The sequence below is a fragment of the Staphylococcus sp. CWZ226 genome (assembly GCF_018986355.1).
Classification (GTDB): domain Bacteria; phylum Bacillota; class Bacilli; order Staphylococcales; family Staphylococcaceae; genus Staphylococcus; species Staphylococcus simulans.
The window spans coordinates 57,445-79,234 of sequence record NZ_JAHMSB010000002.1; the positions used below are offsets into that span (position 1 = coordinate 57,445).

Below are 21,790 nucleotides of genomic sequence, written 5' to 3' on the forward strand. Positions count from 1 at the left end.
AAGCTGTGGTAGGTAAGAGGTCTTACAATAAAATTGTTGCTAAGAAAGGAACGATTGCGACAACAATGACACCCACTAATACAACCGCGATGCTCGCCATTGAAGTTTCTGTTTCACCAAGTTCTTGTGCTGCAGAAACACCGAGTGTATGGCCACTTGTTCCTAACGCTAGTCCACGTGCAATCGGATTATCAATGTGGAAGAAGCGTAATAGTTTATTACCTAATGCATAAATAATGACTGCGTTTAAAATCACTGCTAAAGATGTTAATTCTTTTACGCCGCCGATACCATCTGATACAGGTAATGCGATGGCAGTTGTCGCAGCTTGCGGAATCATTGATGCCACAATACCGCTTCCGAATTGGAATAATTTAGCGAATGCATAGATACCGAAGATTGCGATGACTGTACCTAATGCAATACCGCTGAAAATTTTAACCCAATATTTTTTAAGTACGTCACGTTTTTTATACAACGGAATCGCAAAACAGATAGTTGCTGGTTCTAAGAAGAAGTTGATAATGTCTCCGCCGATTTTATAGTTTTCATAACTGATCCCAGTTACCTTTAAAAATGCAATCCCAAAGACCATACTTACAAATAATGGTGCTAATAAGAAGAAACCATTGGTCTTTTTAAAGAAGTATGTGGCAACTAAGAAAGGAATCACAGATAACAAGATACCAAAATACGGTGTGTTAATGCCTAAATGTTCAATCATACATGATCCTCCGCAACTCTATTGTGATGTTTGACTGAATGTTGTTCAGATTTACGTTTAATAGGTGAACCCTTCACTAATATTTGAGAAACAAATCCAGTACAAAGTAGTAATAAAACAGTTGAAATAATAATCAACAAGATAATTAATATCGGACTCTTGCTTAAAATACCAAGTGAGTTGATGACTGAAATACCAGCCGGTACGAATAGGAAGCCGATATTGTTTGTCAGCGCAGTTCCCACACCTTCAACTTCACCGAGTTTAATGATGCCTGTTGAAAGTGCGATGAACATCAATACTAAACCAATCACTGATGCCGGCATTGGAATAGGGATGAAACTTTCGATAATTTTTGAAATTAATAAAATGATACTGATGACAAGGACTTGATGTAAGAATGAATACGCTTTTGCTGTTTTGCTTGTTTTTTTAACGTTTGCTTGTGCTTTTTCCATCGTGGATTGCCTCCGTTCGTTTCTTTATCTTGTCTCTAGTTTAAGACGAAAAAACGAGATTGTGTGCGTTTTCACGATGAGATGCGAGTATTCGTATGCGAGTTGCACTAATCAGAAGTTGAAATTCAGAGTAATATTTCTAGAATGTAAGCGAAGCAATCTGAGTTGCTGAAAAATAGAATTGAAATACAAAAAAGCCTAGTTTCTTGTAAAGTGGAAACTAGGCTTTTGTCGTTTGATTGATTAGAGTTATTCTAACCCAATAGTTTGTTTAAATGCTTTCATATAAGAACGACTGACTTGTACTTTGAGATCATTGGTCATAGTAACTTGATACGTATAATTGAACCAAGGTTCTACAGTTTGAATATGTGCTTTGTTGATAATGGTCGCACGGTGAATACGAATAAATTGTTTCTCATCTAAACGCTTTGCGTAATTATTCATAGGTTCTGATGTTTCATAATCATGGGTTAATGTATGCAGCGTTGTTCTTTTATTATTTACTGTTAAAGCGATAATATCTTTTTGATTCAACACATAGATACGTTCATCTACTTCAATCGGTAAGACCTCAGGTGCCTTGTCTGTGGATTTTTGTTTCTGTTGTTGATGGTTCGTCTCTTCTGATTTAACTTCAGTTTCTGTTTTTGTATGAGTTTGCAGTTGAGCAGCCACGCGGGCAACTGCCGCGTCAATACGCGCTTGTTCAAACGGCTTCAGTATATAATCTGTCGCATTCAGTTCAAAGGCTTTTACCGCAAAGTTGTCATGTGCTGTCGCAAAAATAATATAAGGAGGCTGACGCATTTTCTTAATTTTTTCAGCTAAATCCAATCCACTTTCATCCATCAGATGAATGTCTAAAAAGATGACATCATACGTATCGTATAATAATTTTTCTAAGGTTTCTGAGATTGTTTCAGCTTCTTCTATTTTGTCGAATTGACCATTTTGTGTCAGTAAGTAATTTAATTCATTACGTGCTAATGGCTCATCATCTACGATTAAAGTTTTCAAATCAATTGACCTCCTTCGTCACTTTGTGTGCGATATGGAATGGCACAACGGACTGTTGTTCCATCTTCATTAGAATTAATTTTCAACATAGACATTGGTCCATATAGACCCGATAATCTCAAATTCAAGTTTTCTAACGCACTGCCTGTACCGCCAGATTCAGAATGTACAATGGCTTTGCCGATATAAGGCATTTTGTTTTTAGGAATGCCCATACCATTATCTTTAACAGTGAGATATAAGTAATGTGCTTCGAGTTTTACTGTAACTTTGACATTGTTGTTAGAACGACGATTTCTAAACGCATGACGAATAGCGTTTTCGACCAAGACTTGAATGATAAACGGTGGTAAGAGTGCATGTTGTGCTGCTGGATCAATGTCAAAGTCGATGTTGAAGCGGTTAGGGAAGCGTGCTTGTTCTAATGAAAGATAAGCTTCAACTTGTTGTAATTCTTTATCAAGCGTAATGGTGTTATTGCGCGCACCTTGTAAGTTAGAACGGAAGAATTGGCTCAGTTGCAGTAATAAATTACGCGCTTTTTCACTATCAATTCTGACTAAAGCAGAAATTGTATTAATCGCATTAAAGAAGAAATGAGGATTAACTTGCGCTTGTAATGACTTGATTTCAGCGTCTTTTAATAACTTGCTTTGTGTTTCTGCTTGGCCAAGTTCCAGCTGACTTGAGAAAATATTGGCTAGACCTGTGGCTAATTGCTTTTCTACAAAGGTTAATCGATGTGCATCTGTAAAATACAGTTTTAACGTACCGACTACTTTGTCTTTAATATGAAGCGGAATCACTATGGCGGCTTCTAATGGACAATTGGGATGGTGACATCCGATTTCTTCACGTGAATGTGCTTCTTTGATTTTTCCACTTTGAATCACCGTTTTAGATAAATCTGTAATAATCGCTTTTTGCGGCACATGATGATCACTGCCTGCACCGACATGCGCTAAAATATCATGACGATTGGTAATCGCAACCGCTTGGACTTGCATTAAATCCTTAATGATTTGTGCGGCTTTAAAAGCAGATGCTTCAGTCAAACCTTCTCTGAAGTAAGGCAAAGTTTCATTAGCTAGTTGTAAGACATCATGAGTTTGAACTCCACGCATTTGTTCTTCTTGTTTAATTGTAGAAATAATAATAGATAAGAAAATTGCGGTACCGATACTGTTCATTAAAGTCATTGGAATCGCAATGAAACTCACAAGCGACCAAGCATGACCAGAATGTTCAGCAAACAACAGAATACATGTCATTTGAATGACTTCTAATAACGCACCGACAATGACACCTAAGAAAATAGGAGGGTAGCGTCGTGCTTTTAAATAGTAACGGCCGACATAGCCTGACACAAGCGCAATTAAGATAGAAGATACGAAATATGTAAAAGCATTCGCACCACCGATATAAAATCGATAGATACCTGAGATAATCCCTACAACTAAAGCGACACCAGGCCCGCCGACGAGTCCTGAAACACCGATAGTCAACACACGTGTATTTGCGAGTGAAGTATCAGGAGCTAAATGAGTATAGAGTTGACCTGATAAAATTTGAGAATCTCTAATCACGACACCCGTTACGTTAGAGAGCAAAGCAAAGATGACAAACATAATCGCAAGCTGCCATTTCGCACGCCAAGTTTCTCGATGATGCATCAAATTCTTGAAATAATTGAAGTTCATCAAGAGGTAAGCGAGCAAAATAATCAAGCCGACACGTTCGAGTAAAAGCATAAATAAGTTGAGCATTGAAATCACCTGTAATGTTCGAATTTTGTGACAACATAATCATAATTAATTATATTCTATACTATTGATGTAAAGTAACACTTATATTTAAGCGGAATCGCATGTATTTATAGAATTTAAGTTGAAATTGTTGTAAGATATTTCATATATTGAAAATGATAGGTTTAGTTTATATTGCTATTGTAGCATAAGCTAAATCGCTATTTTTTTCGATTTTTTTGCAGGGGTATAGGAGGAATTAAATATGACAGCAACAAGACCGTTCAAAGGTGACAACAGATTGTTGTTAGGTATCATTCTTGGGGTCATCACATTCTGGCTGTTCGCACAGTCTGTATTGAATGTGGTACCGACACTTCAAGAATCCTTTAGTTCAAATGCAGGAACGATCAATATTGCGGTCAGCTTGACAGCGTTATTCTCTGGTTTGTTCGTTGTGGGGGCCGGAAGTATCGCAGATAAAATCGGGCGTGTCAAGATGACGTATATTGGATTAATTCTCAGTGTCGTGGGCTCACTGTTGATTATTGTTTCCAATTTATCAGCGTTATTGATTATCGGTCGAATCATTCAAGGTTTTTCTGCAGCTTGTATTATGCCTGCTACTTTAGCCATTGTTAATGAATATTACCAAGGCAAAGATAGACAAAGAGCATTAAGTTATTGGTCAATCGGTTCATGGGGTGGTTCAGGTATTACGTCATACTTTGGCGGATTAATGGCCACATTCGTAGGTTGGCGTTGGATTTTTATCGTATCTATTATTGTCGCTATTTTAGCGATGATTCTAATACGTCACACACCTGAAACAAAAGCTTCAAGAGATAGTGATGTGCGTAGTCACAAATTTGACGTTGTAGGTTTAGTAGTTTTAGCGATTATGATGTTAAGTTTAAACGTGATTATTACACAAACATCTCACTTCGGATTCTTATCACCATTGATTTTAAGCTTAACTGTTGTGTTTATTGTTTCAGTTATTTTCTTCTTAATTTACGAGAAGAAATTACAGAACCCATTAATTGACTTTGACTTATTTAAACACAAAGGTTACTCTGGGGCAGTGATTTCAAACTTCGCGTTGAACGCTGTAGCCGGAACTTTAATTGTCGCAAATACGTATTTCCAACAAGGGCTCGGATTTACATCTAACCAATCAGGTATGATGAGTATCACATATCTTATCACAGTACTTGTGATGATTCGTGTCGGAGAAAAAATCATGCAGAAACTTGGGGCCAAACGTCCGATGTTATACGGATCGTTATTGAACGCAGCAGGGATGTTACTGATTGCTTTAACATTCTTGCCGACAGGTATTTATGTCGTATCTAGTGTCATTGGCTATCTGCTATTCGGTTTAGGGTTAGGTATGTATGCGACACCATCAACAGACACAGCTGTAACAAGTGCACCAGACAATAAAGTCGGCACTGCATCCGGTATTTATAAAATGGCATCATCACTGGGTAACGCATTTGGTATTGCGATTTCAGGTACGATTTATGCCGTTGTATCTGAGAGTGTCAACTTGCAAGTAGGCGCAATGGCAGGTATCGGTTTTAATATCTTATTAGGCCTTATTGCGTTTGTTACAGTATTATTCTTAGTTCCAAAATCACAAGGCGAAACTTATTAATAAAAAATGTTCCACGCAAAAAAATAATAATGAGAAACGTATGACAGCAGAATAGAAATGAAAAGAAGGAGCAGTACTTGTTGTTTAGTTTATGAGGGAAACTAAACAATGAGAACTGCTCTTTTTTATGTTCAAAAGTATTGAATTTTATAATTTAGGTCGATTTGATTTAAGTAAGATACAACTGTTGAAATAAAGCACACTGAGTATCAATGTGAGTAGACTGCCGAGACCTATCAGTAATACAACAGGTGGAAAGACACTAAAGGCAATAGACCAGCTAGCATCTTTTAATAACCATGAAGGCATAACCCAAGTACTATAAAGCAAGCCGATGATGATAAGTACGGTTAGACTTATTGATAATTTATTTAGCCAACTTGATTTGTTTAAGTGTCTATGTTGTTTAAGAAGATAGCTGTTTCTTATGCAAGCTGCACATAACACAGTGAACATTAAAATAACCCACCATAAAGTAATAGTTAATAACACAAGATTATCCGCTGCTGTTTGATGCAGTGCTGTGAAGTTTTGATAATGTTCAATTTGGTAGAGTAATGTTTGTGCTAAATCAGGTAAACCAGGCGCATTCAAATTTGCTAAAAGGATGACCGCATTTTGATACTTGGTATCTAAAATAATCATTGATGAATAATTAGGTAATGTACCAGGATGTAAGACTTGATTTGAGTACTGATCAATAAACCAGCCAGCGCCATAGCCATTCATATGTGATTTGTCAGGCACATCTGTCAACAGTGTGTGTGATTGTTTAATGAGTGCTTGATTTGAAGCGGATGGTTGTAAGTTCATTTTCACAAAAGGAATCAAATCAGTTGTACTGCTGATTAAGTAAGCGGCAGGTGTATCACCACGGAAATAATCAGGGTCATTTGCTTTAACATCTCTTCCTTCTAATACATAACCTTGTGCTTTTGCGGCTTGCTGCTTATCTGTTTTAAAGAAAGCATGATCCATGTGAAGCGGTTTAAGAAAATACTTATGCATATAATCTTCATATGAAGTGTCTGTCACTTCTTGTATAACTAAGCCTAAGATATTGTAATTCATATTAGCATAGTTAAAAACATCGCCAGGTTTACTTCTTAAAGCCTCATGATTCAGACTTTCTACACGTCCCTTTAAGTTATCTTTCTTTGTTGGCACTTCACCTTCTTGATCTGGTGACATTTGATCATCAATACCGCTGGTTTGAGCGAGTAACATCTTTAAAGTGATATCTTGTTCATGTCCTTGATAGGTTAAATGAAGCCAAGGTAAATAATTTGAGACAGGCGCCTCTAATTTAACTTTGCCTTGCTTAGCAAGTTCTAAAATAGCTAAGCCTGTGAAAGCTTTTGTATTAGATGCGATTTCATAACGTGTCTGCGCATCAGCTAACGTATGTTGTTTGAGGTCGGCATACCCATAGCCTTTATTTAAAGCGACTTCGTTACGTTTAATGAGCGCAACACTTAATCCAGGTATGTGATCTTCCTTCATGGTTTTTTCAATACGATGATCGACCAATTGATTTAATGTCTGGTGTTTAAAATGTTTTACTGAATACTTTGTATAAGAAAATACCAAGCTATAACTTATACTTAAAAATAAAACAGAGGTAATAACTAAAAGTAATATGTAAGAGTAAATGGATTTTGTTTTCACAATGTGTGTGCTCCTGTAAGTTTAGTTTTTATTATTATAGCACGGGGTTTGATTCATGTGAGAGGTGAGAAATATTTGTGAACAGTTTATAAAAATGTAGGTAAAATGTGAAAGTTCTATGTAATTTAAATAAATTGACTGTACTTTTCTAAAGAATAGGAGTATGTTTTTGCCATTCAAAACATGAAGAGTCTAGAGGTCCTTAGATATGAATATAAAACAAATAAAACACATATTGATCGGAACACCTAAACGTAACAGGGAGTTATCGAGTGAAAAAATAAGTAAAGTCAAAGCTTTAGCTATCTTATCTTCAGATGCGTTATCATCTGTTGCCTATGGTCCAGAACAGATTTTATTAACATTGACTGCGCTTAGTGTTTTGGCGACATGGTATACTTTACCGATAACCGCAGGTATTTTAGTCTTATTAGTTGCTTTAGTTTTGTCTTATAGACAAGTGATATATGCATACCCTCATGGGAGGCGGCGCATATACTGTCACGAAATATAATTTAGGAGAAAAGTTATCATTGTTGGCTGGCGGTGCACTGTTAGTAGATTATACATTAACGGTCGCAGTTAGTATTTCTTCAGGAGCAGATGCTTTTATCGCTGCGTTTCCTGCTTTATATCATCATAAAGTATTGATAGCTTGTCTGCTTGTCATCATTATTTTGATTTTGAATTTAAGAGGGGTGACAGACTCTGCGACAGTATTGTCATTTCCAGTTTACTTATTCATTTTCGGAATGTTGATATTGATTGGGTATGGTGCATTTAAAGTAGTGACCGGTCAAACGACACCAGAAGTTCATGCGTCTATTGGTACAGCAGTACCTGGAGTAACGTTATTTTTATTACTACGTGCTTTTTCTTCAGGGGCATCGTCATTAACTGGTATTGAAGCAATATCGAATGCGGTGATGGATTTTAAAGATCCGGCACCTAAAAACGCCGTCAAAACGTTGATTGCGATGGGAACTATCCTCGCGTTGATGTTAGTAGGTATTGTTGGTTTATCGTATTGGTATGGCATTGTACCGAAACTTCAAACTACAGTACTTTCACAACTTGCGGCACATGTATTCGGACAAAATGTTGCCTTTTACTTTATTCAAGCATCTACAGTATGTATTTTGATTTTAGCTGCGAATACAGGGTTCACCGCATTTCCATTGCTTGCGGCGAATATGGCACAAGATAAATACATGCCACATATGTTTACAGTCAGAGGTGATCGTTTAGGTTACTCAAACTCTATGATTATCTTAGGCGGTATTGCGATTGTATTGATTATGTTATTTAAAGGACGTACCGACAGTTTAATTCCTTTATATGCGACAGGTGTCTTCATTCCATTTACACTTGCGCAATACGGTATGGTCGTAAAGTGGGTTAAAGAACGTCCGAAAGGTTGGTTCTTTAAATTAATCGCTAACGCAATCGGTGGTACTATCACACTCGTAGTCTTTATGATTTTTCTGATTACAAAGTTCTCACAAGTATGGCCGATATTAATTTTCTTGCCTTTAGTTGTAATGGGATTATTACGTATTCGTACGCATTATCACAATATTGCTGAAGAGTTGCGAACAGACAATTTCTTTAAAGCGATGCGTCATGTTGATAAAAATTTAGCCTTGATACCAGTCAGTTCGGTATCTTCTATCGTAGATAAATCTATTGCCTACGCCAAAATGACATCTGATCACATTATTGCGGTTCATGTATCGTTTGATGAACATCAAGATCAAAAGATGCTAGAGAAATGGCAAGCACGTTATCCCAATATTCGTTTGGTCATGTTACATTCGCAATATCGCAGTGTAGTTAAACCCTTAGCACGCTTTATTGATAAAATTCGAAGCAAAGCTGAAAATGATCGCTTTGTGATTACCGTTATTGTCCCTCAGTTTATTACGAATAAAACATGGCAGAACTTACTGCATAACCAAACAGGTATTTTATTAAGATGGACATTGTTTTATCAAAAAAATTGTATCTTAGCCATGATTCCTTTGAAATTGAAGAAATAAGTTGTTGGGTGCATGGTATATAAAGAGGGAAGCGACTATAAAACGAAAGCCAAGAACACTGACGTTCTTGGCTTTTTTGAGGTTTATTCTTTTGTTTCACGCATTTTTGCGACATTCGCATGTGCGTTGTGTTTATATTTCTGATAGAAAATAATGACGATAATAAACCAAATCGGTGATACAAATAGTGCATTTCTTGTTTCTTCTGTAAAGAATAATAGTACATAGGCAAACAAGAAGAAGAGTAACACAACGATACCGGCATATGGACCACCTGGTAATTTAAAGTCGTTCGTTTTATGTTCCTGCTTGTTTTTAAAGGCATAAATAATGTATGAAATGATAATCAATGTCCAAACAAATAAGTAAAGTACGGTTGATAGTGTTGTGACATAGATAAATAACTGTACTGCATTAGGGAAGACATAGTTCAATAATGCTGCGAACAGTAATAAAATTGATGAAATCAACATTGAAATATGCGGTACACCACGATGGTTGACTTTACCTAATGCTTTAGGACCTAAGCCTTGTTCAGCTAAACCGAATAAAATACGGCTGTTTGAATAAATACCACTGTTAGTAGCTGACGCTGCAGCTGTAATAACTACAAAGTTCACAAGACTTGCGGCGAATGGAATACCAATCAAGCCGAAAACTTTAACGAATGGACTTGAGTTTTCACTTAAAGTATTCCAAGGAACTACAGATGTGATAATGATTAATGAACCGACATAGAATAATAAGATACGAATCGGTACATTATTAATGGCTTTCGGAATCGTATTAGCACGGTCTTTCGTTTCACCGGCAGTTACACCGATCAATTCTATACCAATAAATGAATAGATTGCCATTTGGAAAGCCATTAAGAAGCCGAAAGCACCATTAGGGAATAATCCGCCATGACTGACTAAGTTTGAAAAGCTTGCTGTACCATGTTCAGTTTTTACTGACATGAAAATTAATACTAGTCCTACTACAATCAATGCGATGATAGTTATAATCTTAATTAAAGCAAACCAGAATTCTAGTTCACCAAACAATTTTGCGCCTAACAAGTTGAATGAAATTAAGATTAATACCACGAACAGCACTGAAATCCAGTTAGGAACATCAGGCAGCCAATATGAAATATATTGACCGATAGCTGTTAAGTCAGACATGCTTGATGCAATCCAACAAAACCAGTAGGTCCATCCAATCACAAAACCGCCGAATGGTCCTAGATATTCATTAGCAATATCTACAAATGAATTAAAACGTGTGTTGCTTAAAAGTAACTCGCCCAGTCCGCGCATAAACGCAAATAAAAACATCCCAATGATGATATAAGCGATGAAAATACTCGGACCTGTTAATTTAATCGTTTGGCCAGATCCTAAAAAGAGACCTGTACCAATTGCCCCACCAATCGCGATTAACTGTATATGCCTATTGCTGAGGTCTTTTTGTAATTTCTGTCCCAAAATTTTTGCACCCTTTCGGATTTGTATATGACAAAGGGGTTGACGTTAAATGATGTTAATAATGATATAAAAAATTTCAGGACATTGCAATTGTTAATGTATAAATATAAAAAACTTTTATGAAGTACATAATTTAAAACTATCAAAAATTTTGTTATTTTTTAGCTGGTTTGGGTAAGCATTTTCTATAAATTTTCTGTGGCTTCTGTCGCATGATATAAACAAAGACGACCGGCTGAGTCATAGCTTTGACGCATTTTATCTTTCGGGATTTGAATCACTTGATAACGTGAAGGGATCAAAGCTGGAACATAGAGTTTACGACCAAATTGTGCCCATAATGGATCAATATAAAAATAGTTGTTTTGGTCATATCCGATTAATAAGGTGATATGAATGTTTGAGACCCATTCTTTACGTGTGTCATCGACTCTGAACGTTCTACGCTGCGGTTTTTGGCCCAGTACTGTGTGATAAATCAATACAGGTTGACCTGCATCGATAATACGTTCAAGTTCAGCTAATGATTTACCAGTACCATCTTTAATACGTGTGTCATATTGTTTCAAGTAGGGAACAAATGCATTTGGGAAAATCGTTTGATGTGCACCCGGTTTAATCATTAAGAAATGACCGACGTAGCCTTTATTCGGATTGCTTGGATGTGTCGGCCAACGTTTCATTAAAGAAATGGGGTGGACAAATATATGATTATAATCCAGCAGCATAGATGCGGCAGTGCCTTCACAGCCCATGACCATAGGAATTGGAGAGAGCTGACTTTTTGGTTTAACATTTAGTATTTTCTTCATTTTTGATAACTCCCCATCGTTCATCATTACTCTTATTATAAAAGTTGTACATGACTGAGTATATTACTTTGTCTCAGAAAATATAAAAAAGAGCGAGACTGTTGTCTCACTCTCATTCATGTTATTTAACTTGAATTAATTTGTGTAACCAAACGTTTAAGACGATGACTAACACACTAGTGATTAAGATAATCACAATAAATGGACCGACGCTTGTACCACCTTGAATACCAACTAATGGTGCGATAATACCGCCGATGATAAATTGGAATAAACCAAGTAAACTTGAAGCATTACCGCTTCCCCCAGAACGTTCTTCAATCGCTAAAGAGAAACCAAGCGGTCCAATACCTGTTACCGGCCATACCATAATAAAGAAAGAAGCTAATAATAACGGTAATGGTAAATGGAAACCAGTTGTGATGACCACAAGGATCACACCAAATACTTGAATACCTGTTAAGATATGCAGCAATTTCTCTCTTTCAATATACTTCACCGCAAATGCGGTAATTTGACTCATCGCAATTAATCCAATACCAATTACCGCATACATCCAACCGAATGCTTGAGGTGACATATGGTAAATTTTTTGTGTGATGAAAGGTGAAGCGGCTGCGAAACTGAAAAGCATCACGTAAGTAAAGCCTTGCATCAACATTGGAATGACAAAACGCGCTTTGCTTAATAAGTGACCGAAGTCTTTAAAAATTGCGCCGAAATTTAAACGTACATTTGCCGTATCACGTGTTTCTTCCATCTTAATAAATGCAATTGAGAAAATCACTAATGAAATCAGTGTTAATGCCGCAAAAATCATTTTCCATGATGTAAATGCTAAGGTATAACCGCCGATTAATGGTGCAATAATCGTAATAATACCATTAACCACAAGCAAAGTTGCGATCATTTGCGTTAAGCTTGCACCTTCATATTGGTCACTGACAGTTGCTCTTGCGATTACAATTGCGCCGCCTCCAAGTAACCCTTGAATAAAACGTAAGACTAAGAAGACATTAATAGATGACACAAAGACACAAGCTAAAGAGACAACCGCAATACCGATTAAAATCGATAACACTGTTTTCTTACGTCCATAAACGTCAGAGAGTGGACCGAAAACAAATTGTCCTAGTGCCATACCGATCATGACAAAGGATAAAGTAAGTTGTGATGTTGAAGTAGAAACACCGAAATCATCCCGCACTTGAGGAAGAGCAGGGTTATACATGTCTACCAACATCGGACCGAAAGCGGTCATAGCTCCTAAAACTATAATCATAATAATAGGGAGCCGTGATTGTTCAGTTTTGACCATTTGAGATAACTCCTATTCTGTTAATCAATTATTATGGTTAATTGTAACGTAAATCAGCGGCTTGTGTGTATATTTTTTTAAGTGCGACAGAAAATAAGTGAAATGAAGAATTTAGAAGTGCTATAATAACGTTGAATTATCGATTTTTAGAAGAAAAGTGATGGTGCACGATAGATGAAGTTAACACAAACACATTTTGAAATTATCAAATTTATTATAGTAGGCGGTATTAATACCTTCAATTATTACATTGTATATTTATTATTGTTGAAAGTGATAGGTATCAATTATCTTGTTAGCCATATTACAGGTTTTGTAGTCAGTTTCATTATTTCGTACTATTTGAATTGTTATTTTGTATATAAAGTCAAACCGACATGGCGCAAATTTATTCAATTCCCTTTAACGCAAGTTGTAAATATGGGCATGCAGACGGTGTTGCTCTATGTCTTTGTACAATGGTTTCACATTTCATCAGTGATTGCACCTTTTGCAGGATTAATCATTACCATTCCTGTAACATTTGTATTATCTAAATACATATTAAGAGACTAATACGAAGCAAGATAAGATTCATTTTAATAAAGGGCTTATCTTGTTTTTTTAGTCTCAACTCAAGGTTTCGTTTTAATTAATATTTAGGTTAGGCTAACTAAAAAATTAGCACAAGAAATTAAAAAATAATTAAAAATAAAAAAATTGAAAGTGGTTATGAAATACCGCATACTAAACATGAATTAAAGAAAAGGTGGGACATTCCATGTCGCAAACACTTAATTTACAACGCGCACAAAAAGGTGCGTATTTAAGTTTAGTAACCTATATTGTACTATCTATTGTTAAATATGTTGTAGGTACGTTGTATCATTCTGCGGCAGTCAGAGCCGATGCATTAAACAATATGACTGATATTTTAGTTTCAATTGCGGTTATTGTCGGTTTGAAAATTTCAATCAAACCTGCTGATCGTAATCATCCTTATGGTCATTTAAAATCAGAAAACATTGCTTCATTACTTGTTTCGTTCATTATTATGTTCGTCGGGGTTCAAGTTATGATGCAAAACTTCCCGCGTTTGTTTTTAAATGATTATCATACACCGACACCGATTACGATTATTGTCAGTATTGTCAGTGGGTTTGTCATGCTTGGTGTGTCTTACTATAATTTCCGTTTAGCAAAACAAACCAAAAGCCGCTCACTCCATTCTTCGGCAGTAGACAACATGTCTGACAGTATTGTCAGTTTAGGAACTGGTATCGGCTTGATATTTACACAATTCGGTTTACCGATTGTCGATATTATTCTCGCAACGATTTTAGGTGCGTTAATCGTTTATACAGGCTTTTCTATTTTCAGAGAAGCAATCTTCACATTAAGTGATGGATTTAATGAACGTGACTTAGAAAATTATCGTCAAGATGTGTTAGAAGTGTCAGATGTCATTGCGGTCAACAGTATTAAAGGACGTTATCACGGCAGCAGTGTATTCGTGGATGTGACCATTGCGGTAGAACCAGACTTAACATTACAAGAAGCGCATGCTATTTGTGACCGAGTTGAAACACATATGCATAGTAAAGGTGTATCTTCGGTTTACGTACATCCAGAACCATATCATCCTGAAGAAGAATCTCATGAAGTGCATCATTCATAAATAGGGTAAACAGTACTTAAGCCATTGCTTAGGTGCTGTTTTTATTTGAAGAGATTTAACATCAAGCGACATATGTTCATCATTTTGTTTTTATAGAGTAAAAATGTGACAAATTTTCTATCTTTTCATTTTAAGCTAAAAATTATGAGATGTTGTATAAAAAAGTGGTAAAATATGAGATGAAAAGTGATGTATATCAAATTGAGCGCTTTTCTTAGAAGAAAGGAAGGGTATATATGCCTCAATTAATATTATGCCGACATGGTCAAAGTATTTGGAACGCAGAAAATTTATTTACTGGATGGACAGATGTTGATTTATCTGACCAAGGTAAAGAAGAAGCAACGACTTCAGGTGATCGCTTAAAAGCAGAAGGAATCAAAATTGATGTTGCCTTCACATCCGTATTAAAAAGAGCTATCAAAACAACTTACTATTTACTTGAACGCTCTGATCAATTATTTATTCCAGTTCATAAAACTTGGAGATTAAATGAAAGACACTACGGTGGATTACAAGGTTTAAACAAAGATGCTGCACGTCAAGAATTCGGTGAAGAACAAGTGCATATTTGGCGTCGTTCTTATGACATCGCACCCCCAGAAGCTACAGCAGAACAACGTGAAGCAGATTTAGCTGATCGTAAATACAGTGATTTAGATGCACGTGTTGTACCGACTTCAGAAAGTTTAAAAGATACATTAACACGCGTTATTCCTTATTGGGATGATCAAATTGCGCCTGAACTTTTAACTGGTAAAACAGTATTAGTTTCAGCACACGGTAACTCATTACGTGCGTTAATCAAACATATTGAAGGGGTATCTGATGAAGATATCGTAGGTTATGAAATTAAAACAGGTTCACCTTTAATCTATGAATTAGATGACAACTTGAACTTTGTTTCTAAAAGATATTTATAAAGCAATAGATGAATCATGAAAGGGCAGCGGTTATTTTACCGCTGTTTTTTTCATATATGTAAAAAGCCTGAGCAACCTTGGAAGTAGGGTGCTCAGGCTATAATTTTGCAAATGACCAATCGCGTTTAATAGACTACAACTATTAATTGTCTAGGAATAAAAAGTTAAGGGAATGTTTTTTGAAATACTGTTTATATCCAGCTGCAGAGGTGTGCTTAATGGGTAGAGCACAAATAAGTGTTTGTGAAAAACGTCTTGGACATAAAATCTGTGAAAATTAATGTTAAAGGATCATTTGCAAAGTATATGGAAAACGTTATTTATTATTACGTTTATGTGCCTTGATAATCTTTAACGCACGTTTACGCGTTTTGATATTCGGGCTACTTAAATTACGTCTTGCTGTTGCTAAATCTTGTTTCATTTTCTTTCGCCTCCTAATCGTATTTCCTATTATGCATGATAAATACATATTTGTAAATAGTAATGATTACGATTTATAAAATTAATTGAGAAACGTTCTCAATATCGTCACATTTTAAATCGGTTAAGTCTGAGTAATTTGTATTGACGGAAGTTATGACTTGACTTAAAATATTAAGTATTCCGATTAGATTGATAAGGATAAAAGGAGAAATGTTATGAAGAAAATTTTGTTAGCAGTATTCACACTAGTTATTGCGGTGGCACTTGCAGCATGTGGCAATGGTTCAAATGATAAAAAGTCATCAGATAAAGATGATAAAACATTTGTAGTTGGGACAGAAGGTACATATGCACCTTTTACTTTCCATGATAAAGAAGGTAAGCTGACTGGCTATGATATTGATGTTACTAAAGCAGTAGCGAAAGAAATGGGTTATAAAGTTAAGTTTAAAGAAACACAATGGGACTCAATGTTTGCTGGACTAGATTCAGGTCGTTTTGATGTGATCGCAAACCAAGTCGGTATTAATAAAGAAAGAGAACAAAAATATAAATTCTCGAAACCATACACATTCTCTAAAGGTGTTTTGGTTGTGAACAAAGATAATACAGACATCAAAAGTTTTGATGATGTCAAAGGTAAGAAAATGGCACAAACATTTACATCTAACTTCGGTGAGTTAGCGAAGAAAAAAGGTGCTGAATTAGTAAAAGTAGATGGTTTTAACCAATCTGTAGATTTGATTCAGTCTCATCGTGCAGACGGTACATTTAACGATAATTTATCTTACTTAGACTATATTAAGCAAAAACCTAATGCGAAAATTAAAGTGATTGAAGGCAATGCAGAAAAAAGTAAAACAGCATTCACGTTCTCTAAGAAAACAGATGACAAAACAATCAAAGAAGTTAACAAAGCTTTAGATAAATTAGAGAAAAATGGTGAGTTAGCTAAAATAGGTAAGAAATGGTTTGGTCAAGATGTTTCTAAACCTTAATGCGATTGTGCTAAATGACCAGCAGCAACACGCATGGGACGCAGCACAACAAGCATTCTTGCCGATGCTTGGCGGTTTATTAAAATATTCTATTCCCATTACGCTGGTAACGTTTGTATTAGGTTTACTTATCGCATTGTTTACAGCTTTAATGCGTATTTCTACAAGTAAGATATTGCGTAGTATTGCACGTGTTTATGTTTCAATTATTCGAGGCACACCGATGATTGTACAACTCTTTATCATTTTCTATGGTTTGCCGGAACTTGGCAGATTGATTACGAATAATCCAGATACCCAGTGGACACTGCCTTCAGTTGTGGCTGCGATTATAGGATTATCTTTAAACGTAGGTGCTTATGCATCTGAGATAATTCGTGGTGGTATTATGTCTATTCCGAAAGGTCAGACAGAAGCGGCATATTCAATTGGTATGAATTACAGTCAAACAATCAGACGTATTATTTTGCCTCAAGCAATCAGAGTGTCGGTACCGTCATTAGGTAATACTTTCTTAAATTTATTGAAAGATACATCATTAGTTGGGTTTATCTTAGTAGCTGAAATGTTCAGAAAAGCACAAGAAGTTGCATCAACAACTTATGAATATTTAACAATTTATATTCTGGTTGCTTTAATGTACTGGGTAGTATGTTTTATTATCTCAGTGATTCAGTCATACTATGAAGCTTACTTAGAAAGAGGGTATCGCGCATGATTGAATTAAAAGGAATCAAAAAGGCATTTGGAGATAAAACAGTGATTAAAGGTGTCGACTTAGAAGTCGCTGAAGGTGAAGTTGTAACATTAATCGGACGTTCTGGTTCAGGAAAGACAACTTTATTACGTATGATGAATGCGCTCGAATTACCGACAGAAGGTCAAGTCTTTGTAAATGGTGAAACTTATACGAATGAGGATAAGAAATCACAAATTCGTGTACGTAAACAATCTGGCATGGTATTCCAAAACTATAATTTATTCCCCCATAAAACAGCAGTTGAAAATGTCATGGAAGGCTTGATTGTCGTAAAGAAAATGGCTAAAAGTGAAGCGAAAGCCCGTGCTGAACACTTACTAGAAAAAGTAGGTTTGACGCATGTGAAAGATCAGTATCCTATTGCTTTATCTGGTGGTCAACAACAACGTGTGGCGATTGCGAGAGCTTTAGCGATGAACCCTAAAGTGATGTTGTTTGATGAACCTACTTCAGCACTGGATCCAGAGTTAGTGGTTGAAGTCTTACGTGTTATCAAAGAACTTGCTCAAGAAGGTATGACGATGGTTATCGTCACGCATGAAATGAGATTTGCGAAGGAAGTCTCAGATAAAACTGTCTTTATCAATGAAGGTCAGATTGGTGAACAAGGTCCTCCATCTGAGTTGTTTGAACATCCTAAAACAGAAGCATTACAACGCTTCTTAAATGTAATTCAAGAACAATAATAATAGGAAGTCTTCGGTTAATTCATAATCGAAGGCTTTTTATTTTTATTTAAGTCGTTTCAAACTAGAAAGGTGATGCTTTCAGGTGTATGATGAGGTTTGTGAGTATAAAAATAGAGTGAGTAGAAAAAATATAAGACAAGAAGTCGATTCGCATCAAAGAAGTTAAACTCATGAATCGAGGCGTAAATGAAATGAAAAAATGGTTATTATTTATTAGTACTGTTATTTTGGCAGTCATTGTTCAAGGCTGTTCTCAAAAAGATCCTGATTTAGCAGGTAAAGGCGATAAAATTAAAATTGTAGAATTCGCGGACTATAAATGTCCTTACTGCAAGAAAGTAGAAGACCATATCATGCCGACACTGAAGAAAGATTATATCGATAAAGGTAAAGCTGATTATCAAATGGTTAATGTGGCTTTCTTAGGTAAGGATTCAATTATCGGTTCACGTGCCGGACATGCGGTTAAAATTTATGCGCCGAAACAATATTTAAATTTCCAACAAAAAATCTATACAGAACAACCTGAAACAAAAGATCATAAAAAACCATGGATTAATGAAAAATTACTAGATGGTCTGATTGATGAACTCAATATCTCAAAACAAACAAAAGAAGAGATTAAAAAAGATTATAAAACCAAAGACAGCAAGTCATATAAAGCAGCTGAAAAAGATAAAGCGTTAGCGAAAGAAAAAAAGATAGACACAGTACCAGTAGTTTATATTGATGGACAGATTGTAAAAGACCCCTATCAATTTAAAGACTATAAAAAATTACTAGAAGAATAAGTTCAAAAGACAGTTTGTGTGGTGAGGCGTCACGATGCAAACTGTCTTTTTTATATTTAATCTGATTTCCTATTCTTGTCTTTAGTATGTGTAAGTGATAAAATACTTTGATATAAAACGTAACGATTACGATTTAAGTTTATATAGAGATTGATAGAGAGATAAGGAAAGGAAGTAATAAATAATGCAACATTACCGTGTAGCAATTATAGGTGCAGGTGCAGCAGGTGTCGGCATGGCAATTGCGTTCCAACAAATAGGTTTAGATGATAATGATATAATTGTGATTGATAAAGGTAAGGTCGGACAATCTTTCTTAAATTGGCCGAAGTCTACAAGAACAATTACCCCTTCATTCACAACAAATGGTTTTGGTATGCCGGACATTAATGCCGTGTCTACTGAAACTTCTCCAGCTTATACATTTAATGAAGAACACGTTTCAGGTGAAACGTACGCAGATTACTTACAAACAGTAGCCCAACACTATGAACTTCCGATACAAGAAGATACTGCCGTTGAAAAAGTTGAGTTTGTCGACGGACATTATGAAATTGAAACAAATCAAGGTTTAATCACAAGTGAATATATCTTTGTAGCGACAGGAGATTTCTCATTTGCGCGTAAACCATTTAAGTATGGTCAGCATTATAGCGAAGTAGAAGACTTTACGAAAATGCCGGGTGATGAATATATCATTATCGGCGGTAATGAAAGTGCCTTTGATGCGGCGATTTGTATGGCTGAACAAGGAAAGCAAGTTTCTATCTATACGCATTCAACAGGTTTAGAAGATGAACATGCTGATCCAAGTATTCGTTTATCACCATATACGCATCAACGCTTACGTAAAGCAGTCCAACAAGGCGCTATGATTGAATTGAATGTGGGTTACACTGCATCTAAAATTTCATTTTCTGATGTAGACCGTAAATATGTGATCCAGTTTAATAATGGTAAGCAAGCAACATCAAAAAATGAACCGATTTTAGCAACTGGTTTTGATGCGACAACGAATCCATTAGTCCAACAACTATTCAGTACACAAGATGGTGACATTGAGTTAACAGATAATGATGAATCAACACGCTATCCAAATGTCTTCTTAATCGGCCCAACTGTACGTCATGCGGATGCGATTTTATGTTATATCTATAAATTCCGTGCACGTTTTGCGGTGCTTGCGACAACAGTGTTAGAAAGAGAAGCATTAGAAATTAATGAGGAAGCGGTTGAAGTTTATAAAAACAATAATATGTATTTAGATGACTACAGCTGCTGTGAAGTGGACTGCTCATGCTAGAAGTTAAATTCAACTTAGCAAACGGGCAAACCACTGATATACCAGATGGCACACATCAGTTGAAGTTGATCGGCTTCAAACATTTAACAACTGCGCAGCAATTTTTGCTGCGCCAGTTTATTACGAAGGAACATATTCACGCTTCACCATATCAAGCGGTCGTTTCAGATAGTACGCAAACACAATACGATATACAGAAATTAAAAGCGTATGTAGAAGCTAGTCGTCAACATCATCCAAAGTTCCATGATACTTTACTAGGTTGGTTGATTATCTTCCTTATGTTTGCTTTACCGATTTATTTGGCGTATCACTTTTCGGATTGGCTTCAAAATCAATATGTTTCCCATTGGATAGAAATGATGACCACGCATGCGCACACATCATTTCAATGGTTGAACCAAGTACTGTACGGTGATTACGGTGTGTTGTCATTAGGTATTTATTCCTTAGTATGGGCATTGCCTGTGGTCGTAATGATTGGAATTTCCACTGCGGTGATTGATCAAACACAATTAAAACAGTTTGTGGTGTGGTCGATTGAACCCACGATGCGTAAAGTAGGGTTGGATGGTCAAGATATTATTCCGGTTTTAGAAGGTTTTGGTTGTAATGCGGCAGCTATTACACAAGCAAATAGTCAATGTAGCGCTTGTACTAAAACAAGCTGTATGAGTATTATCAGTTTTGGTTCATCGTGCAGTTATCAAATTGGTGCGACACTATCTATCTTTAGCGCTGCCCAACATTCATGGTTGTTTGCGCCTTATTTATTGCTCGTCTTTGCAGGGGGTATTCTGCATAATAAATTATGGTATCGTAAACAAAATAGTTTTCATGTAACACCACCGGTTTATCGCAATCAATTGAAGTGGCCGAGTCTAAAACCCTTGCTGAAACAAATTTGGGGTACGATTGAGATGTTCCTGATGCAGGCATTACCGATCTTTATTGGTATCTGTATTGTTGTGAGCTTATTAGCTTTGACACCAATTTTAACGGTGATTTCTACAATCTTCACGCCATTACTTTACTTACTTCATATTCCAGATAGTATGGCACCAGGGATCTTATTCTCAATGATACGAAAAGACGGTATGTTGTTATTTAATTTTGGTAATGGTGCAGTTTTACAATCATTATCACCAGCCAGTTTATTGGTTTTAGTTTTCTTCAGTTCTACATTTTCATCATGTATGGTGACTGTTTCAATGATGGCGAAACATTTAGGTTTAAAACAAGGCGGAGCGATTATTGGTAAACAAATGGTCACATCAATCGTTTTAACATTAGCCATTGCTTTATTAGCAGGTGTTTTAATTTAATTTCT

The 21,790-nt window shown here is 36.0% G+C and carries 19 protein-coding genes and 1 pseudogene; 11 read left to right on the top strand and 9 right to left on the bottom strand.

The window, feature by feature from the left end:
* Positions 1-22: 22 nt before the first annotated feature.
* The 4 genes from lrgB to KRR19_RS01950 all read right to left on the bottom strand — a co-directional run bounded on the left by lrgB (position 23) and on the right by KRR19_RS01950 (position 3,968).
* Positions 23-724: an antiholin-like protein LrgB gene (gene lrgB / locus KRR19_RS01935; RefSeq protein WP_002479765.1), complete on the bottom strand. Its 702-nt coding sequence runs from the start codon at positions 722-724 to the stop codon at positions 23-25.
* Entirely contained in the window at positions 721-1,182 is a 462-nt protein-coding gene (gene lrgA / locus KRR19_RS01940; RefSeq protein WP_002479764.1) for an antiholin-like murein hydrolase modulator LrgA, read from the bottom strand. Before lrgA ends, lrgB begins: the two co-directional genes overlap by 4 nt.
* A gap of 249 nt (positions 1,183-1,431) precedes the next feature.
* A complete protein-coding gene (locus tag KRR19_RS01945) occupies positions 1,432-2,202 on the bottom strand; it encodes a response regulator transcription factor LytR (RefSeq protein ID WP_002479763.1) in 771 nt (256 codons plus the stop codon).
* Entirely contained in the window at positions 2,199-3,968 is a 1,770-nt protein-coding gene (locus KRR19_RS01950) for a sensor histidine kinase (RefSeq protein ID WP_002479762.1), read from the bottom strand. Before KRR19_RS01950 ends, KRR19_RS01945 begins: the two co-directional genes overlap by 4 nt.
* Before the next feature lie 244 nt (positions 3,969-4,212).
* Between KRR19_RS01950 and KRR19_RS01955 the strand changes: the two genes are divergently transcribed.
* A complete protein-coding gene (locus KRR19_RS01955; RefSeq protein WP_156666764.1) occupies positions 4,213-5,607 on the top strand; it encodes an MFS transporter in 1,395 nt (464 codons plus the stop codon).
* Between the two features lie 147 nt (positions 5,608-5,754).
* Here KRR19_RS01955 and KRR19_RS01960 read toward each other — a convergent pair whose 3' ends face one another.
* Complete coding sequence (locus KRR19_RS01960) at positions 5,755-7,275, bottom strand: serine hydrolase domain-containing protein (RefSeq protein ID WP_367874475.1); 1,521 nt, start codon at positions 7,273-7,275, stop codon at positions 5,755-5,757.
* Positions 7,276-7,483: 208 nt separating this feature from the next.
* On the opposite strand from KRR19_RS01960, the pseudogene KRR19_RS01965 reads away from it, so the two are divergent.
* A pseudogene (locus tag KRR19_RS01965) lies at positions 7,484-9,314 on the top strand (APC family permease).
* Between the two features lie 83 nt (positions 9,315-9,397).
* Here KRR19_RS01965 and KRR19_RS01970 read toward each other — a convergent pair.
* The 3 genes from KRR19_RS01970 to tcaB all read right to left on the bottom strand — a co-directional run bounded on the left by KRR19_RS01970 (position 9,398) and on the right by tcaB (position 12,913).
* A complete protein-coding gene (locus KRR19_RS01970) occupies positions 9,398-10,783 on the bottom strand; it encodes an amino acid permease (protein WP_023015075.1) in 1,386 nt (461 codons plus the stop codon).
* A 185-nt stretch (positions 10,784-10,968) separates the two neighbouring features.
* On the bottom strand, positions 10,969-11,595 hold the full coding sequence (locus KRR19_RS01975; protein ID WP_002479756.1) for a C39 family peptidase: 627 nt from the start codon (positions 11,593-11,595) through the stop codon (positions 10,969-10,971).
* Positions 11,596-11,716: 121 nt separating this feature from the next.
* On the bottom strand, positions 11,717-12,913 hold the full coding sequence (gene tcaB, locus KRR19_RS01980; protein WP_002479754.1) for a putative multidrug effflux MFS transporter TcaB: 1,197 nt from the start codon (positions 12,911-12,913) through the stop codon (positions 11,717-11,719).
* A gap of 174 nt (positions 12,914-13,087) precedes the next feature.
* Here tcaB and KRR19_RS01985 point away from each other — a divergent pair, with 174 nt between their 5' ends.
* The 3 genes from KRR19_RS01985 (at position 13,088) to KRR19_RS01995 (ending at position 15,493) form a co-directional block, all read left to right on the top strand.
* Complete coding sequence (locus KRR19_RS01985; RefSeq protein ID WP_002479753.1) at positions 13,088-13,468, top strand: GtrA family protein; 381 nt, start codon at positions 13,088-13,090, stop codon at positions 13,466-13,468.
* A 205-nt stretch (positions 13,469-13,673) separates the two neighbouring features.
* Positions 13,674-14,570: a cation diffusion facilitator family transporter gene (locus KRR19_RS01990; RefSeq protein WP_002479752.1), complete on the top strand. Its 897-nt coding sequence runs from the start codon at positions 13,674-13,676 to the stop codon at positions 14,568-14,570.
* 236 nt (positions 14,571-14,806) lie between these two features.
* On the top strand, positions 14,807-15,493 hold the full coding sequence (locus KRR19_RS01995; RefSeq protein ID WP_002479750.1) for a 2,3-diphosphoglycerate-dependent phosphoglycerate mutase: 687 nt from the start codon (positions 14,807-14,809) through the stop codon (positions 15,491-15,493).
* Positions 15,494-15,809: 316 nt separating this feature from the next.
* Here the strand turns inward: KRR19_RS01995 and KRR19_RS02000 are convergent, their stop codons facing one another.
* Entirely contained in the window at positions 15,810-15,917 is a 108-nt protein-coding gene (locus KRR19_RS02000) for a putative metal homeostasis protein (RefSeq protein ID WP_002479749.1), read from the bottom strand.
* 217 nt (positions 15,918-16,134) lie between these two features.
* On the opposite strand from KRR19_RS02000, the gene KRR19_RS02005 reads away from it, so the two are divergent.
* The 6 genes from KRR19_RS02005 (at position 16,135) to KRR19_RS02030 (ending at position 21,785) form a co-directional block, all read left to right on the top strand.
* A complete protein-coding gene (locus KRR19_RS02005; RefSeq protein ID WP_002479748.1) occupies positions 16,135-16,917 on the top strand; it encodes an amino acid ABC transporter substrate-binding protein in 783 nt (260 codons plus the stop codon).
* The gene (locus KRR19_RS02010) at positions 16,901-17,635 is read left to right on the top strand and encodes an amino acid ABC transporter permease (RefSeq protein WP_023015074.1); all 735 of its coding nucleotides are present in this window, start codon (positions 16,901-16,903) and stop codon (positions 17,633-17,635) included. Before KRR19_RS02005 ends, KRR19_RS02010 begins: the two co-directional genes overlap by 17 nt.
* The gene (locus KRR19_RS02015; protein WP_002479746.1) at positions 17,632-18,363 is read left to right on the top strand and encodes an amino acid ABC transporter ATP-binding protein; all 732 of its coding nucleotides are present in this window, start codon (positions 17,632-17,634) and stop codon (positions 18,361-18,363) included. The genes KRR19_RS02010 and KRR19_RS02015 overlap by 4 nt, the downstream gene beginning before the upstream one ends.
* 194 nt (positions 18,364-18,557) lie before the next feature.
* Positions 18,558-19,157, top strand: coding sequence for a DsbA family protein (locus tag KRR19_RS02020; RefSeq protein ID WP_031262467.1), 600 nt, complete (start codon positions 18,558-18,560; stop codon positions 19,155-19,157).
* 184 nt (positions 19,158-19,341) lie between these two features.
* The gene (locus tag KRR19_RS02025) at positions 19,342-20,460 is read left to right on the top strand and encodes an NAD(P)/FAD-dependent oxidoreductase (RefSeq protein ID WP_216733413.1); all 1,119 of its coding nucleotides are present in this window, start codon (positions 19,342-19,344) and stop codon (positions 20,458-20,460) included.
* Entirely contained in the window at positions 20,454-21,785 is a 1,332-nt protein-coding gene (locus KRR19_RS02030; protein ID WP_023015072.1) for a nucleoside recognition domain-containing protein, read from the top strand. Before KRR19_RS02025 ends, KRR19_RS02030 begins: the two co-directional genes overlap by 7 nt.
* Positions 21,786-21,790: the final 5 nt, after the last annotated feature.

What these genes read in the sequence shown, in the direction of transcription:
- lrgB (WP_002479765.1), bottom strand. Translation starts at nt 724, where the DNA reads ATGATTGAACATTTAGGCATTAACACACCGTATTTTGGTATCTTGTTA.
- tcaB (WP_002479754.1), bottom strand. Translation starts at nt 12,913, where the DNA reads ATGGTCAAAACTGAACAATCACGGCTCCCTATTATTATGATTATAGTT.
- KRR19_RS02020 (WP_031262467.1), top strand. Translation starts at nt 18,558, where the DNA reads ATGAAAAAATGGTTATTATTTATTAGTACTGTTATTTTGGCAGTCATT.
- KRR19_RS01975 (WP_002479756.1), bottom strand. Translation starts at nt 11,595, where the DNA reads ATGAAGAAAATACTAAATGTTAAACCAAAAAGTCAGCTCTCTCCAATT.
- KRR19_RS02010 (WP_023015074.1), top strand. Translation starts at nt 16,901, where the DNA reads ATGTTTCTAAACCTTAATGCGATTGTGCTAAATGACCAGCAGCAACAC.
- KRR19_RS02030 (WP_023015072.1), top strand. Translation starts at nt 20,454, where the DNA reads ATGCTAGAAGTTAAATTCAACTTAGCAAACGGGCAAACCACTGATATA.
- KRR19_RS02005 (WP_002479748.1), top strand. Translation starts at nt 16,135, where the DNA reads ATGAAGAAAATTTTGTTAGCAGTATTCACACTAGTTATTGCGGTGGCA.
- KRR19_RS01950 (WP_002479762.1), bottom strand. Translation starts at nt 3,968, where the DNA reads ATGCTCAACTTATTTATGCTTTTACTCGAACGTGTCGGCTTGATTATT.
- KRR19_RS02000 (WP_002479749.1), bottom strand. Translation starts at nt 15,917, where the DNA reads ATGAAACAAGATTTAGCAACAGCAAGACGTAATTTAAGTAGCCCGAAT.
- KRR19_RS02025 (WP_216733413.1), top strand. Translation starts at nt 19,342, where the DNA reads ATGCAACATTACCGTGTAGCAATTATAGGTGCAGGTGCAGCAGGTGTC.
- KRR19_RS01985 (WP_002479753.1), top strand. Translation starts at nt 13,088, where the DNA reads ATGAAGTTAACACAAACACATTTTGAAATTATCAAATTTATTATAGTA.
- KRR19_RS01990 (WP_002479752.1), top strand. Translation starts at nt 13,674, where the DNA reads ATGTCGCAAACACTTAATTTACAACGCGCACAAAAAGGTGCGTATTTA.
- KRR19_RS01955 (WP_156666764.1), top strand. Translation starts at nt 4,213, where the DNA reads ATGACAGCAACAAGACCGTTCAAAGGTGACAACAGATTGTTGTTAGGT.
- KRR19_RS02015 (WP_002479746.1), top strand. Translation starts at nt 17,632, where the DNA reads ATGATTGAATTAAAAGGAATCAAAAAGGCATTTGGAGATAAAACAGTG.
- KRR19_RS01995 (WP_002479750.1), top strand. Translation starts at nt 14,807, where the DNA reads ATGCCTCAATTAATATTATGCCGACATGGTCAAAGTATTTGGAACGCA.
- lrgA (WP_002479764.1), bottom strand. Translation starts at nt 1,182, where the DNA reads ATGGAAAAAGCACAAGCAAACGTTAAAAAAACAAGCAAAACAGCAAAA.